Source organism: Shimia sp. MIT1388 (assembly GCF_047124445.1).
Classification (GTDB): domain Bacteria; phylum Pseudomonadota; class Alphaproteobacteria; order Rhodobacterales; family Rhodobacteraceae; genus Shimia.
The window spans coordinates 3,080,472-3,095,754 of sequence record NZ_CP138921.1; the positions used below are offsets into that span (position 1 = coordinate 3,080,472).

The 15,283-nt window shown below is 57.8% G+C and carries 12 protein-coding genes; 10 read left to right on the forward strand and 2 right to left on the reverse strand.

What is annotated here, in order from left to right; genetic code table 11:
- Positions 1 to 29: 29 nt before the first annotated feature.
- Positions 30 to 659, reverse strand: coding sequence for an SCO family protein (locus tag SIB92_RS15300; protein ID WP_412552853.1), 630 nt, complete (start codon positions 657 to 659; stop codon positions 30 to 32).
- A gap of 84 nt (positions 660 to 743) precedes the next feature.
- Between SIB92_RS15300 and regB the strand changes: the two genes are divergently transcribed.
- From regB to trxA, 8 genes are all read left to right on the forward strand, one after another.
- Positions 744 to 2,129: a sensor histidine kinase RegB gene (gene regB, locus SIB92_RS15305; RefSeq protein ID WP_412552854.1), complete on the forward strand. Its 1,386-nt coding sequence runs from the start codon at positions 744 to 746 to the stop codon at positions 2,127 to 2,129.
- 103 nt (positions 2,130 to 2,232) lie between these two features.
- Positions 2,233 to 3,735, forward strand: a complete 1,503-nt coding sequence (locus SIB92_RS15310) for a PAS-domain containing protein (RefSeq protein WP_412552855.1) — start codon at positions 2,233 to 2,235, stop codon at positions 3,733 to 3,735.
- Positions 3,736 to 3,783: 48 nt separating this feature from the next.
- Complete coding sequence (gene tsaE / locus SIB92_RS15315) at positions 3,784 to 4,257, forward strand: tRNA (adenosine(37)-N6)-threonylcarbamoyltransferase complex ATPase subunit type 1 TsaE (protein ID WP_412552856.1); 474 nt, start codon at positions 3,784 to 3,786, stop codon at positions 4,255 to 4,257.
- Positions 4,254 to 5,276, forward strand: coding sequence for an aminoglycoside phosphotransferase family protein (locus SIB92_RS15320; protein ID WP_412552857.1), 1,023 nt, complete (start codon positions 4,254 to 4,256; stop codon positions 5,274 to 5,276). Before tsaE ends, SIB92_RS15320 begins: the two co-directional genes overlap by 4 nt.
- Positions 5,252 to 5,944: a nucleotidyltransferase family protein gene (locus SIB92_RS15325; RefSeq protein WP_412552858.1), complete on the forward strand. Its 693-nt coding sequence runs from the start codon at positions 5,252 to 5,254 to the stop codon at positions 5,942 to 5,944. The genes SIB92_RS15320 and SIB92_RS15325 overlap by 25 nt, the downstream gene beginning before the upstream one ends.
- Entirely contained in the window at positions 5,937 to 8,861 is a 2,925-nt protein-coding gene (gene addB / locus SIB92_RS15330) for a double-strand break repair protein AddB (RefSeq protein WP_412552859.1), read from the forward strand. Before SIB92_RS15325 ends, addB begins: the two co-directional genes overlap by 8 nt.
- Positions 8,858 to 12,253: a double-strand break repair helicase AddA gene (gene addA, locus SIB92_RS15335; protein ID WP_412552860.1), complete on the forward strand. Its 3,396-nt coding sequence runs from the start codon at positions 8,858 to 8,860 to the stop codon at positions 12,251 to 12,253. Before addB ends, addA begins: the two co-directional genes overlap by 4 nt.
- Positions 12,254 to 12,303: 50 nt before the next feature.
- The gene (gene trxA, locus SIB92_RS15340; protein WP_412552861.1) at positions 12,304 to 12,624 is read left to right on the forward strand and encodes a thioredoxin; all 321 of its coding nucleotides are present in this window, start codon (positions 12,304 to 12,306) and stop codon (positions 12,622 to 12,624) included.
- A gap of 57 nt (positions 12,625 to 12,681) precedes the next feature.
- On the opposite strand, the gene SIB92_RS15345 is transcribed toward trxA, so the two are convergent.
- Positions 12,682 to 13,590 carry a hypothetical protein gene (locus SIB92_RS15345; RefSeq protein ID WP_412552862.1) on the reverse strand — a complete coding sequence of 303 codons (909 nt, stop codon included), beginning with the start codon at positions 13,588 to 13,590 and terminating at the stop codon, positions 12,682 to 12,684.
- 100 nt (positions 13,591 to 13,690) lie between these two features.
- Here SIB92_RS15345 and hslV point away from each other — a divergent pair, with 100 nt between their 5' ends.
- Positions 13,691 to 14,248, forward strand: coding sequence for an ATP-dependent protease subunit HslV (gene hslV / locus SIB92_RS15350; RefSeq protein ID WP_295177869.1), 558 nt, complete (start codon positions 13,691 to 13,693; stop codon positions 14,246 to 14,248).
- Positions 14,245 to 15,279 (forward strand): aldo/keto reductase, encoded by a 1,035-nt coding sequence (locus SIB92_RS15355; RefSeq protein WP_412552863.1) that lies wholly within the window; start codon positions 14,245 to 14,247, stop codon positions 15,277 to 15,279. The genes hslV and SIB92_RS15355 overlap by 4 nt, the downstream gene beginning before the upstream one ends.
- Positions 15,280 to 15,283: the final 4 nt, after the last annotated feature.

The following is a 15,283-nucleotide window of genomic DNA, read 5'->3' on the forward strand; positions in this document are numbered from 1 at the left end:
GCCTATTGGGTCAAACAGACCATCGACTACTACATATTGTCCACGAAGCAGGCGACGGTTTCAGCCATTTTTTCAGGGGTCACATCGCGGCGAAAGTACTCGACAAAGCCATGCTCAGGCAGCGTCAGGTAGGTAAAGGTCGAGTGGTCCACGAGGTAATACTCGTCATCGCCATCTTCCGGAGTCTGCTTCTTGTAGTAGGTGCGATAGGCCTGACTGGCTTTCTTCACCTGCTCCAGAGACCCGGTCAGACCAATCATGCGCTCATGCACGTAACCGGAATAGTCTTTCATCACTTCCGGCGTGTCCCGCTCCGGATCGATGGTGATAAACACCGGCGTCACGATTTTGCCATCTGCTTCAAGGATATCAACAGCTTCCGCGTTCCGCGTGTTGTCCAGCGGGCAGACATCCGGGCAGAACGTATAGCCAAAATAGACCAGCGACGGTTCGGTCAGAACGTCCTTATCGGTCACAGTTTCCCCGTTCCCGTTCACGAGCTCAAACGGCCCACCAATCGCGCTTGTGCCACCGGCAACCTGACCTTGACGGCATTGCGCAAACTGATCTCCGTCGCCATTGCCACGGCTCACGTACCACATACCAGCAAGTGCAAAGATCGCTACAAACGCGGCCACAGCCGCCACCATCCGAACCATCTCAAACCTCATCAAGTTTAGTTGCGGGAATTAGCGTTGAGACCTATCAAGGTTGCGCAAAGACACAAGCGGAAAGGCCCCAAAATGACGGATTTGTCAGGCGCATTGCTCAATACAAATCGTCGCAGCAACTGGATCCGCCTGCGCACTTTCATCATGCTGCGCTGGATTGCCATTTGTGGTCAGATTGTTGCGCTTCTGGTGGCGCAGTTCGGCTTCGGATTGGAGCTGCACTACGGGCTTTGCTACATGGCGGTTGGCGTGTCGGTCACTGGCAACCTGATCGCGACTTTTGTCTTCCCCGAAAACAGATTGCTCACCGAAAAAGAGAACATGGCAATGTTGCTCTTTGACGTGTTGCAACTCGGCTTCCTGCTGTTTTTGACCGGTGGGTTGCACAACCCGTTTTCCTTCCTGGTTGTCGCCCCTGTCTCCATCGCAGCCTCCGTGATGCCCCTCCGCTCCGCTTTGTTTCTGGGTGGTCTGACCATCGCCCTGGTTACCGTCTTGCTAGAGTTCCACATCCCCTTGCGCACGCAAAACTTCTTTATCTTGCGCGTGCCCGATGTCTTCCTCTTTGGCAACTGGGCCGCAATTGTTATCGCCCTGTTTTTCTCGTCGTTATACTCCCGTCGGGTTGTGTCTGAAATGTCCTCCATGGGTGAGGCTCTGGCCGCCACTCAAATGGCCCTGGCCCGCGAGCAAAAACTCACTGACCTCGGCGGCGTTGTGGCGGCGGCCGCACATGAGCTTGGCACCCCCCTTGCCACCATCAAACTCACCAGTGCTGAGTTGATGGAAGAGTTGGAGGATAATCCCGACCTCTACGAAGACGCCGCATTGATCCGTCAACAGGCCGACCGTTGCCGAGACATTCTGCGTTCCATGGGGCGCGCCGGGAAAGACGACCTGCACCTGCGAAAGGCACCGCTTTCCACTGTGATCGAGGAAGCCGCTGAGCCCCATATGGGCCGCGGAAAAGAGATCATCTTTGACCATTTTGACCTGCTGGACGGACCGGAAATCCTGCGCCGCCCCGAAATCATTCACGGCCTGCGCAACCTGATTCAAAACGCGGTGGATTTTGCAAAAAACTCTGTCTGGGTTGAAACCGAGTGTTCAACTGAGTCGGTTTCAGTCCGCATTCTGGATGACGGCCCCGGATATCCACCGCACCTTATTGGGCGAATTGGCGATCCCTTTGTCCGCTATCGCAAATCGGCAAAGGACGTTAAAAAGCGTCCCGGGTATGAGGGCATGGGCCTTGGTTTGTTTATTGCCAAGACGCTACTGGAACGGTCTGGTGCGGAGATCAGTTTTGCAAACGGATACAGCACATTAGGAGAAAGATCCGCTGAAACTGGCCCGCGTGGCGCAGTTGTCGAAGTGATTTGGCCACGGGCAAAAGTTGATGCCGAAATGAACGCATCTGCAATTGGAAAAGGAGACAATCCGTTACACCAATCCTAACACCGCGCACGCGCAACCTTGAAAAAGGTGCAATTTTTAGTAAGCTATTCCGGTAATCCAATTACGTACTCCTCGTTGTTTCCAAATAACTCTGGGGATCACCATGTTTGTATTCAGTGCCCTATTTTTTGCGCTTTTGGTTCTTTCCAGCCTCGCAACTGCCGCAGTGGTTCGACAATCCCGCGGCTCGCTTTCGCAGACCATCTGTCCCTTGGACGAACCATCGCCTCCGTCACCGCAGGTTGCCCGCTTCCTGTTTCGCGCGGGCACTTTGGTTGACGCCAACACAGCCGCCCTGCGCTTGTGCTCGGAAACACCTACCGAGCGCTTTGATTGGGAGGCGCTGCGCAAAAAACTCTCGGCCAGCTTTCCCGATTTCCCCTATGCGCAGGGCGCTGCTCAGGAACGGGATGTAACCGTTCTCAAATCCAACGATCCCAATGACGCCTCCGTTGTCACTCTGGATCAATGGAACGATGTCGCCCGCGTGACATTGGAACAGGACAACGCTCCGGACATGGCCCGCCGCACCGCGATTTTGCAGGCGATGTTTCAGGCGCCCAACCCGATTTGGAAAATCAACGCAAAAGGCGTGATCGTGTGGCGAAACACCGCCTACAAGTCTCTTGGAGCGACGCTTGGATTTGCCCCCGACACCCAGGCGCTTTTTGACACCTCGCCCCTTTCTCCGGGCGACCCACCGCTGCGCTTCAAACTCTGCCGACCGGACGGCTCCCTTGCCCACTGGTTCAATGTCACCGCCGTACATGCCGGACCAGACATCATGTTTTACGCCACCGAAGCGGATGCCGAAGTTTCCGCCCAGGACGCCCGTCGCAGCTTTGTGCAGACTTTCTCCCAAACCTTCGCGCAACTTTCCACAGGGCTCGCCATCTTTGATCAAAACCAACGCCTGGTATTGTTCAATCCGGCGCTCACCGAACTGACCGGCATGTCCGTCGACTTCCTCACCAACCGCTGTGATCTCTTTTCCTTTTTTGATCAGTTGCGGGAACACCATGTAGCCCCGGCCCCCAACGGCCAAACAGACTGGCGCTCCCAGGTATCCCTGATCATACAAGAGGCTCAAATCGGCGATTATAGTGAGACTTGGACACTGCCGACCGGCGTGACCTACAAGGTGACGGGTCGCCCCCATCCAGATGGCGCGCTGGTCTTTTTGATCGAGGACATCACCGCAGAAATCACTGTCACCCGCCGCTTTCGTAGTGAGTTGGAACAGGTCCACAGCGTGTTGGACACTGTTGAAAGCGCGCTGATCCTGTTTTCCCCAACCGGCCAACTGCGCATGTGCAACCAGGCCTATCGCGACCTGTGGAAAAGCGATCCGGACCGGACCTTTGCCGAATACACTTTCCACGACGCGTTCTTGCATTGGCAGGCGGACTGCCAACCGTCCCCTGTTTGGGCCAAATTAAAGAAGCGGATTCTCTCAACCTCCGATCGCAGCGCATGGTCCGCGTCCGTCTCCAAGACCACCGGCGAAGTCCTGACTGTGGAGGTCACACCCGTTGCTGGCGGTGTCACACTGTTGACGTTTAAAGAGATCAATCCGGCTGGCGTGCCATTACCCTCGGCGCACTAACTCCCAAACCCACTTGCAGGTCGGGACCCGCGTTTTTACTGTGGCGCCATGACGGTTTTTTCTCGCACGCTCTCCCTAAATTCCCCCTCTGAAACGCAGGCTTTGGCGGTTCAGATCGCGGTCACCCTGGTACCAGGTGACGTTGTCTTGCTTGAGGGTCCAATTGGCGCCGGTAAAACCCATTTTGCCCGCTCTCTGATCCAATCATTACTGCCGGTCATGGAAGACGTGCCTTCGCCAACCTTCACATTGGTACAAGTCTATGACGGGCCACATTCCGAAATCTGGCACGCTGATCTTTATCGCCTCTCCGCGCCGGATGAAGTGGTGGAACTGGGCTTGACCGATGCGTTTGAAGACGCCATTTGCTTGGTGGAATGGCCCGACCGCCTCGCGGAGCTTGCCCCGGAAAACGCTCTCAAATTGCGGTTCGAAATTGCGCCGCAAGAGGAGCATCGTACTCTGACCCTCACCTCCGCATCCGATCACTGGGCGGAATTACTTGCTGGCATCTCAACATGACAACGCGCGACGCTGTGATTCAGTCCTTCTTGGCAAACACCGAGTGGGAAACTGCCCAGCATTCCAATCTCGCCGGCGATGCCTCCGCCCGCCGCTACAAACGTTTGGAACTCCCCAACGGAAATACTGCGGTTCTAATGGACGCGCCAGCCGAAGGCAGCAACGGTACGGATCAATTTGCCGACATGGCGGCGTATTTGACCGCCAAAGGTCTGTCTGCGCCGAAGATTTACCTTCAAAACCACAGCCAAGGTTTACTGTTGCTGGAAGACTTGGGTGACGACCTCTTTGCGCGTGTCATTCCCAATAACCCAAGCACAGAAGCCTCGCTTTACACTGCCGCCGCCGATGTGCTCACCGTCTTGCATCAACACACACCACCTTCTGGTTTACCACAAATGGATGCAGCCACGCTGGCAGAGATGATTGAACCGGTGTTTTCCTGGTACATCGCCGGCGCGGACCGGCCTTGGCAACAGGCCTGGGAGGCGTTTCACAGCGCCATTTCTCCGATCCTGAAGGACCGCCTCGGAGCGCCGGATGTGCTCGTTTTGCGAGACTATCACGCCGAAAATCTGTTGTGGTTGCCCGACCGCGACGGCGTGGCCAAAGTTGGACTGTTGGACTTTCAGGACGCCCTGCTGGGCCACAAAGCCTATGATCTGGTCTCGCTCCTGCAAGACGCCCGTCGCGACGTTCCGCTTAATGTCGAACATCAAACCAAAGCGCATTTTGTGCAGACCAATGGCTTGGACCCACAAGCATTTGACGTCGCCTACGCCCTGCTCGGCGCCCAGCGTAACCTGCGGATCGTCGGTGTCTTTGCGCGGCTTTGTATGCACTACGGAAAGCCGCACTACGTGGACATGCTCCCCCGTGTCTACGATCTGGCGATGCGCAATTTGCGACATCCCATCCTCAAAGAACCCGCCGCAATACTTAGGGAAACCTTGCCCGCCCCAACCGCAGACATTCTAGAGAAACTGAAATCAAAATGCGCCACCATCCCGACGCCGTAATGCTCTTCGCCGCCGGATTTGGCACGCGCATGGGTGAACTGACTCGGAACACGCCGAAGCCACTTTTGCATGTCGGCGGCAAAACACTCCTGGATCGCACACTTGCGCTGACCGAGGCCGTCTCACCAGCCCGCACCGTTGTGAATGCACATTATCACCATCAACTGGTGGTGGATCATCTGAACGAAACATCGGTCCAGGTTATAGTCGAAGCACCTGACATTTTGGAAACCGGGGGCGGCCTGCGCAACGCCTTGCCACTGCTTGGCAACGGACCGGTTTTCACAAGCAACACCGACGCTGTCTGGCGCGGCCCCAACCCGTTCCAAATGCTGCGCGACGCTTGGCAGCCGGACAAAATGGACGCGCTTCTGCTGTGCCTGCCCAAAGAAAACGCCATTGGTCACAAAGGCAAAGGCGACTTTGTTCTGAGCGAGACCGGTCAAATCTCACGCGGACCCGGCGTTGTCTATTCCGGTATCCAGATCCTCAAAACGGACGGGCTGCACGACATTTCAGAAACCGCGTTTTCGCTCAACCTGCTCTGGGACCAAATCCACAAACGCGACCGCCTTTATGGTCTGACGTACCCCGGAAAATGGTGTGATGTCGGCTCCCCCGAAGGCATCACGCTTGCTGAAGAGATGCTGGATGCACCTGATGTTTGAGCCAAGCGCGACACCTCGCGTTTTCGCCCTGCCCCCCGGTGCGGATTTCCCGTGTTACCTTGTGGAGGGCATTCGGGCGCGCTTTGCAGGTCAGCGCCCCGATGCCATCGCCAAGGCAACCGTGATCGTAAACACCGCCCGCATGGCCCGCCGCGTGCACGCCCTGTTTGACGACGGTCCGGCGACCCTCCTGCCCCGCATCCAACTGTTGGGCGAATTTGCGAATGCCGCCACGGCACATCTTCCACCCGCGACACCCGCCATTCGCCAACGGTTTGAACTGATCCAACTGGTCACACGACTGCTGGAACAACAGCCAGACCTTGCCGCGCGCGCATCCGTCTATGATCTCGCCGATAGCCTCGCTGGCTTGTTTGACGAGATGGCCGGTGAAGGCGTGCCTGTGGACGTCATTGAAGCTTTGGACGTCAGCGACCAATCCGGCCACTGGGCACGCGCCCAGTCCTTCTTTGGCATCGCGCGACATTTCCTGGAAAACCTCGACAGCGCTCCCGGCCAAGAAGCCCGACAACGCCGCGCGATTGAGGCGATTGTGCAATCCTGGGAAGACACACCGCCACAACACCCAATCATTCTGGCAGGCTCCACCGGCTCCCGCGGGACCATGCAATTGCTGATGCAGGCGGTCGCAACCCTGCCCCAAGGCGCAGTGGTTCTGCCGGGCTATGACTTCGACATGCCAACTGAAACCTGGGATCACCTGTCTGACGAATTGCAAAGCGAAGATCATCCACAATACCGCTTCCGCGCTTTGATGAGTGACCTGGACATGTCCCCACAGGACGTGCAGCTCTGGCACAACTGCACCGCGCCCTCCGCTGCACGCAATAAACTGGTATCACTTGCCCTGCGCCCTGCGCCGGTCACGGACCAATGGCTCAGCGAAGGCCCAAACCTCGGCGACCTAAGCACCGCCACCAAAGACATCACGCTCATCGAGGCCACCACCCAGCGCGAAGAGGCCCTCACCATCGCCGCCCGCTTGCGCAAGGCCGCCGACGAAGGGCTGACCTGCGCATTGATCACGCCAGATCGAATGCTCACCCGCCAAGTAACAGCCGCCTTAGATCGCTGGGACATTGTGCCGGATGACAGCGCCGGTCAGCCCTTGCAACTGTCCCCTCCGGGCCGGTTCCTCCGCCATACTGCGGCTCTATTACACCAGAAACTCACCTCCGAAGCCCTTCTAACGCTGCTCAAACACCCATTGACGCACAGCGGCGAAAACCGTGGCGATCACCTCCGCTTCACCCGAGACCTGGAGTTGTGGATGCGACGCAATGGCGTGACCTATCCAGAAGCCGAAAAACTCCAGGCCTGGGCCGCGGCGCGCAGCGAAGAGATGCCCACATGGATGGCTTGGGTCACCGCTTGTTTCTGTGATGCCAAACGCAACCAAATGGACATGGCCGCGCTTCTAAACGACCACCTCGCACTGTCGGCGAAAATCGCCCAAGGCCCAGGCGAAGGCAGCGGCGGTCTTTGGGATCAGGCTGCCGGCCGCTCTGCATCTCGACTTGTGGCCGAGGTGAAAGATCATGCTCAGGTCGTCGGCTCCATCGCACCGGCAGACTACGCCGACTTGTTTGGCGCATTGCTCTCCCGCGCGGAAGTGCGCGACCGCGATGCGGGCCATCCAAACATCCTGATTTGGGGTACGTTGGAAGCGCGCGTTCAAGGTGCGGACCTTGTAATCCTTGGTGGCCTCAACGAAGGCAGCTGGCCGGAAGCGCCAAGTCCCGACCCTTGGCTCAACCGCAAACTACGCCATGATGCGGGCCTATTGCTGCCGGAACGCCGCATTGGCCTCTCAGCCCATGATTTCCAACAAGCCATCGGTGCTCCGGAAGTCTGGATCACCCGCTCCGTTCGCTCGGATGAAGCCGAAACTGTCCCATCCCGATGGGTCAATCGTCTGGTCAACTTGCTAAGCGGCTTGCCAAACCAAAACGGACCAAACACACTTGAAGAGATGAAATCCCGCGGTGACACGTGGCTGGCCTACGTCCGCGCAATGGAAACCGTGCCTATGGTGCCCGCCGCGCCGCGTCCATCGCCCACGCCACCGCCTGAGGCCCGTCCGAGACAACTTTCGGTCACCGAAATCAAGCGCCTGATCCGGGATCCCTATGCGATCTATGCCAAGCACGTCCTGCGCCTGCGCCCGCTTGATCCGCTGATGCGCGCACCTGATGCGCTGTTGCGCGGTATCATTGTGCATGAGATCCTGGAAACGCTGATCAAAACATCTATGGCCGATCAAACGCCCGTGACGCGAGATCAGATCTTGGCCATATCAGAGACTGTTTTGGCCCAAAATGTACCTTGGGCCACGGCGCGGGCCTTGTGGCAAGCGAGGCTGGATCGGGTTGCAGATCACATCGTGCATGGCGAAGAAAAACGTCGCAAACGCGGCGAGCCGCTGGCGTTCGAAACTCAAGCTGAAGGCACCATTCCCGAACTGGGCTTCCGGCTCACCGCCAAAGCGGACCGAGTCGACCGCACCGAAACCGGAGCGCTGATCCTGTATGATTATAAAACCGGCGCGCCGCCCTCGAAAGACGAGCAAACCTATTTTGACAAGCAACTCTTGCTGGAGGCTGCCATGGCCGAACAGGGTGGGTTCAAGGACATTGATCCTTCCGACGTCGCCGACGCGATCTACATCGGCCTTGGCACCTCCCCCAAGGATCAACCCGCGCCGTTGTTGGAAACACCACCAACCAAAGTCTGGGAAGAATTCATCGCGCTGATCGAGCACTATTTGGCTGACGGCAAAGGCTTCACTTCCCGCCGCGCAATGCGCACCGAGCGCGACGAAAGCGACTACGATCAACTGGCGCGCTTTGGCGAATGGGACGCCACAGATGAACCCACACCGGAGGCGCTGTCATGACCCAGCCAATGAATGACGCCACCCGTCGCCAGATCACCGCCGCGCGTCCAGATGCCAGCACTTGGCTCTCCGCCAACGCCGGCTCCGGTAAAACCCGCGTGCTTACAGACCGTGTGGCGCGACTCCTGCTGGAAGGGGTGTTGCCGCAACACATCCTGTGTCTGACCTACACCAAAGCCGCCGCCAGCGAGATGCAAAACAGGCTGTTCAAACGGTTGGGCAGCTGGGCCATGAAATCTGATGCGGAGCTGTCTGAAGAGCTCGGCGAGCTCGGCGTTGTTGGAAAATCCAACGCTGACGATCTGCGCAACGCCCGCACGTTGTTTGCCCGCGCCATCGAAACGCCGGGCGGTTTGAAGATTCAAACCATCCACTCTTTCTGCGCCTCCATACTGCGCCGCTTTCCACTGGAGGCGGGGGTCTCACCCCTGTTCAGCGAAATGGAAGGCCGCGCGGCCGCTTTGTTGCGCGAAGAGATTGTGGAGCAAATGGCGGAAGGTGCAGACGCCGTTCTCGTACGGGGCCTCGCCACGCATTTCACCGGCGCCGCCTTAGAAGATTTGACCGCAGACATCTGTCGCCACGCAGATCAGTTGCGCCACCCGGTATCACAATCGGATCTGTGCGAGTTGCTTGGTTTGCCAGAAGGTTATGACCAAGAGGCGTTGCAATCTGATGTGTTTATCGGCGGCGAAGCAGAGCTGGTTATCGCGCTCATCGACATCCTTCAAACAAGCAGCAAAACCGACGCGACAGCGGCCACAAAACTGAGTGCCATCACCCACTTCGATGTGTCGGCCTTGCCCATTTTGGAATCTGTTTTTCTGACAGGAAAAGGTGCAAAAGAACCGTTTTGCGCCAAGTTAGACTCGTTTCCAACCAAAGCGCTGCGCACCAACCACGCGGATCTTATGGAGCGCATTAAGCCACTTATGCTGCGCATAGAAGACACGCGCGCCCGCCGCCTGTCGCTGCAAGCCAAAGACCGCAGCGCCGCATTGCACGCTTTCGCTGCACGTTTTCTGGAACGCTACGACACCGCCAAACAACACCGTGGCTGGCTCGACTTTGACGATCTGATCTTGCGGGCGCGCAACCTTCTCAACGAACCGGCAGTGGCGGAATGGGTGCTCTACCGCCTCGACGGCGGCATTGACCACATCCTCGTGGACGAAGCCCAAGACACCAGTCCGGTGCAATGGCAGGTAATCGAACGTCTGGCGCAGGAATTCACCTCCGGGTCCGGCGCACGGGGCGAGGACACCCGCACCATCTTTGTGGTGGGCGACAAGAAGCAGTCGATCTACAGCTTCCAAGGCGCGGATCCGGCAGAATTTGACCGCATGCGCGACGAATTTGCCGCCCGCCTGCACGCCACGGAGAGCCAGCTTCAAGACCTGAGCCTGGAATACTCCTTCCGCTCATCCCCTGCGGTTCTCAACCTCGTCGACAAGTGTTTTGAAAACCACGCCGACGCGGGCTTCCCAACCGGAAACCGCCACATTGCGTTTAACCACGACATGCCGGGCCGCGTGGACCTCTGGCCAGTGGTAGAACCCGTCGCAAAGGCGGAGAAAGACGACTGGTTTGATCCGGTTGATCGCCTTGGCGACACCCACCACACAGTCATCCTAGCAGATCGCATCGCCGCGCAAATTGCGCGGATGATCAAACAGGACACCATTGCCGACACGCGCGGCCCCGACGGACAGTTCACGCAGCGCAAAATTGAGCCAGGTGACTTCCTCATCCTGGTGCAACGTCGCTCTGACCTGTTCCACGAAATCATCCGCGCTTGTAAATTGCACGGGTTGCCCATTGCAGGTGCCGACCGTCTAAAGGTCGGCGGTGAAATGGCGGTGCGCGACCTCGGCGCACTTCTGTCCTTCCTCGCAACACCGGAAGACGACCTGTCGCTGGCCACCATCCTGCGGTCCCCTCTGTTTGGCTGGTCGGAACAGGCGTTGTTTGATCTTGCGCACCGCCGAGCCCCCAAAACCTACCTTTGGGCCGCACTGCGCGACAGGGGCGATGAGTTCCCCAAAACCATGGCCGTGCTGGACGATCTGCGCGCCAACACTGACTTTTTGCGGCCCTACGATCTGATCGAACGTGTGCTGACCCGCCACAAAGGCCGCCATGCTTTCCTCGCCCGGCTCGGGGCAGAGGCGGAAGACGGCATCAACGCTCTACTCTCCCAAGCGCTGGCTTATGAAAAATCCTCAGTGCCCAGCCTCACCAGCTTTTTGCAATGGATGCAGACCGACGATCTGGAGATCAAACGCCAGATGGACAGCGCCACCAACCGAATCCGCGTGATGACGGTGCACGGCTCCAAAGGCTTGGAAGCGCCGATTGTGATCATACCAGACACCGGCAAACGGCTGATCAAAACCGATGCCCCAATTGTGCCCGTGGGCGACACCGCGCTTTGGAACATGTCATCCGATAGCGCCCCCGCACCGTTGGCTTCTGCGCGTGAGACATTGGCCGAGGCGCAAGCTGCCGAACGGCTGCGCTTGCTTTATGTGGCCATGACTCGTGCTGAAAAATGGTTGATTGTAGCTGCGGCCGGAGATTTGGGCAAAGACGGCAAGAGCTGGTATGACACTATCCGCGCCGCGATGGTCTCCTCAGATGCCACACCTTGCCAGTTTGACGGCGGAGAAGGTCTGCGCTTGGATCATGGAAATTGGGCCGGAACAGTCTCGAGTATTGTAGAAGAATCTGCCCCCACAAAAGTCGAGGTGCCAACGTTCCTCAAATCCGCCGCGCCACTGCCACCGGCTCCACCACACGCGCTTAGCCCGTCTGACCTTGGCGGGGCAAAGGCTCTGGGCGGTGAGCAGGGTCTGGACCAAGAAGCCGCCATGAAACGGGGCACTTGGCTGCACATTTTGCTCGAGCATTTGCCCAATCATCCGCAAGCTGACTGGTCAGAAATTGCCAACTCTCTTCTGCAAGATGATCTGGTTGAGATGCAGGATGGACAGTTCGAAGAGTTGCTGGCCGAAGCCACGCAAACTCTGTCCAAACCCGAGCTCAAATGGCTGTTTAATCCTTCTGCATTGGCGGAAGTACCCCTGACCGCCAATCTTGGTCCCAATCGCTTGCACGGAATCATCGACCGTCTCGTGATTCAGGAGGGTTGTATCTGGGCCATCGATTTCAAAACCAACGCCACGGCTCCAGCCTCAGCCCAAACCACACCAGAAGGCATTTTGCGGCAAATGGGGGCCTATACCCATGCTTTGGAACAGATTTTTGACCTGCCAATCCGCACCGCCATCCTATGGACGGCAACGGCGGAACTGATGGAGCTGCCACACGATCTTGTGACAAAATCACTTGCGGCCACAGGATATCTTGACGCCCCCGCCCCGCAAACCTAGGTTCCCTCGAACCAAGACTTATCAGCACCCTCTTTCAGGAGACCTCCACAATGGCAACTGTTGCTGTCACCGATGCCACCTTCGACGAAGAAGTAAAAAACGCCGACGTTCCTGTCGTCGTGGATTTTTGGGCCGAATGGTGTGGCCCATGTAAACAAATCGGCCCAGCGCTCGAAGAGCTGTCGGCTGAAATGGATGGCAAGGTAAAAATTGCCAAGGTTGATGTGGACAGCAACCCAAACGCCGCCGCCGCTCTGGGCGTGCGTGGCATCCCGGCGCTGTTCATCTTCAAAGACGGTCAGGTCATCTCCAACCGCGCAGGCGCCGCACCAAAAGCCGCACTGCAGAGCTGGATCGAAGACGCCCTCTAATCCGCTTGAGATACCAAATCCAAAGGCGCTCCACTCGGGGCGCCTTTTTCTTTGGGTCTAGGCAACAGGCCATCCAAGCCCAGCCAACCGCGCTCGGATTTTGTCTTCGACTTCTGGCCGTCCGGCGTTGATCGACATCTGCTGCAAGAACCACAACAGGTATTGAGGGTAGGGCGGTTTCATCCCTTGAACAGCTTTGAACGCGCCCTCGATGCCAAGCTGATCCACATTGGCGGCGATGTGGTGAAAATCGATCCCGGCAAACAGCACACAAGGCTTTTTCAAAAAGTACCCCGCAAAGGCCACGCTTGAGTTCATCGCAACCACATAGGCACATTTGGGCAGCAGCTCCTCCATGCCCCCAGTGCGCAACGACAGGCGCGCATATTTGGCGACCATACCGTTCAAAGCATCCCGCTCTTCGTCAGAGTAGGTCTCTCCCGGATGCAGCGTGACCACAATCTCCCGATCCGGCTCCTGCACCAAAACATGCTCCACCATATCAATTGGGCTACAGTGCTGAAAATACCGCTTCTCAAGCAGTTTGCCTTGCAGCGGCACATAGACAAAATCGCCTTTCTCCACCTGCTTTAAAAGCGGCTCATACAAGCGCCGCCGCCAGGCCTGAAAGAACTTTCGCGCCTCTGCCTCATCAATCTTGGACGGATCAAAAGCGGTCTCGGCCACTTCCCAATGCCAGCGTTCGTTGGTGTGCTCGATGTGCCAAAACGGGTAGTAGTAGGCCTTCCTCAGCGTGACCGAATTGCGCACAAATGGATCGCGCATATAGAACACAGAGTACCCGCCCAAACGCGGATCGGCCTCCTCTGGATCCACATAGCTCACCTGCATCCCTGCAGAGCGAACCACATCTGCGACCTTGTTGATAAAGTTGTGCTCACCCGCTTCCGCGCGCTGTCGATGTGGCCATGGAATGTAAAAGCGGGCCTGTGTCTCACTGCTCATGCGCCGGACGCTAAGCCCTTGCAATCACGCCCGCAAGCCATACCCTTGTGCCTTTCCAGTCGCAGGCTCATATAGGGCAAAGGACAAAAGGAGCTTTTGGATGTCTGAGGATCAATTCCCCGGTTGGCACGGCACCACCATCATTGGTGTAAAAAAGGGTGGCGAAGTTGTGATTGCCGGAGACGGGCAAGTTTCGCTAGGCCAGACCGTGATCAAAGGCACCGCGCGCAAGGTGCGCCGCCTGAGCCCCGGTGGCTATGAAATTGTTGCAGGCTTTGCTGGCTCCACCGCAGACGCCTTCACGCTTCTGGAACGCTTGGAAGCCAAGCTGGAAGCAACGCCCGGACAATTGGCCCGCGCCTCTGTGGAACTCGCCAAGGACTGGCGCACCGACAAATACCTGCAAAAGCTCGAAGCCATGCTGATTGTCTCGGACGGTGCAGACATCTTCGTGATCACCGGGGCAGGGGACGTGCTTGAGCCTGAACATGACGTCACCGCCATTGGGTCCGGCGGCAACTACGCGCTGGCCGCAGGGCGCGCCCTGATGGACACCGATCTGTCCGCGGAAGAAGTTGCACGCAAAGCTATGGGCATCGCAGGTGATATTTGCGTCTACACAAACGGCAACCTGACGGTGGAGACCATCAAGCAATGACCGACATGACCTACACCCGCATGGGCAATTCCGGTCTGGTTGTTTCCCGTCTGGCGCTTGGCACCATGACCTTCACCCATGGCTCAGACTGGATCCCTGGCGTCGCCAAAGTTGGCCTGAACGATGCCCAGCGCATGGTTGATGTCGCACTGGATGGTGGCATCAACTTCTTTGACGCAGCGGACGGCTATTCCAATGGCGAAGCAGAAGACATCCTTGGCAAAACCCTCAAAGGCAAGCGCAACGACGCGGTGATCTGCACCAAACTGGGATTCCGTCAAAGTGATCGCGTCACCGATGCGGGTCTTTCGCGCGGTCACATCCTGTCTTCCGTGGATGGTTGCCTGAAACGGCTCGACACTGACTGGATCGACCTTCTGGTGCTGCACAAAACCGATTTCACGACACCAATAGAAGAAACCCTGTCGACGCTGCAAAAGGTGATCGACGCAGGCAAGGTGCGCCACATCGGCGTGTCCAACTGGCCCGCATGGAAGGTTGCACAGGCGGTGCAATTTCAGCGCGACAATAACATGAGCCAGTTTGTGGCAGGGCAATACCTTTACAACGCTGTGGGCCGTGACATTGAAATGGACATCCTGCGCATGGGCGCGGAGCTCGGCATCGGCCTGATGGCCTGGTCACCACTTGCGGGCGGGCTACTGACGGGAAAATACGACCTCAACAAGCTGGAAGACAGCGACGGGCGTCTCGCGGAAGGTGATTTCTTGCAAGTCTCCAAAGAGCAGGCGCAGGCCGCGATCACTGCGCTGTCTGCCGCCGCCGACGCGCACAACGCGACACCTGCGCAAATCGCTCAAGCCTGGATTCTGAACAAACGCCGAGACCACACGGTCATCATCGGCGCCTCCAAACTCAGCCAGCTTGAAACCGGCATCGCCGCCGCCAATATCGTGCTCAGCGACACGGAAATGGCCGCTCTGGACGCGGCAGCCGCTCCCGGCCGTCGCTACCCCGAGTGGTTTGACGACATGATGAAAGACGAACTGTTTGCCAAAGTGCTCGCGTAACGAG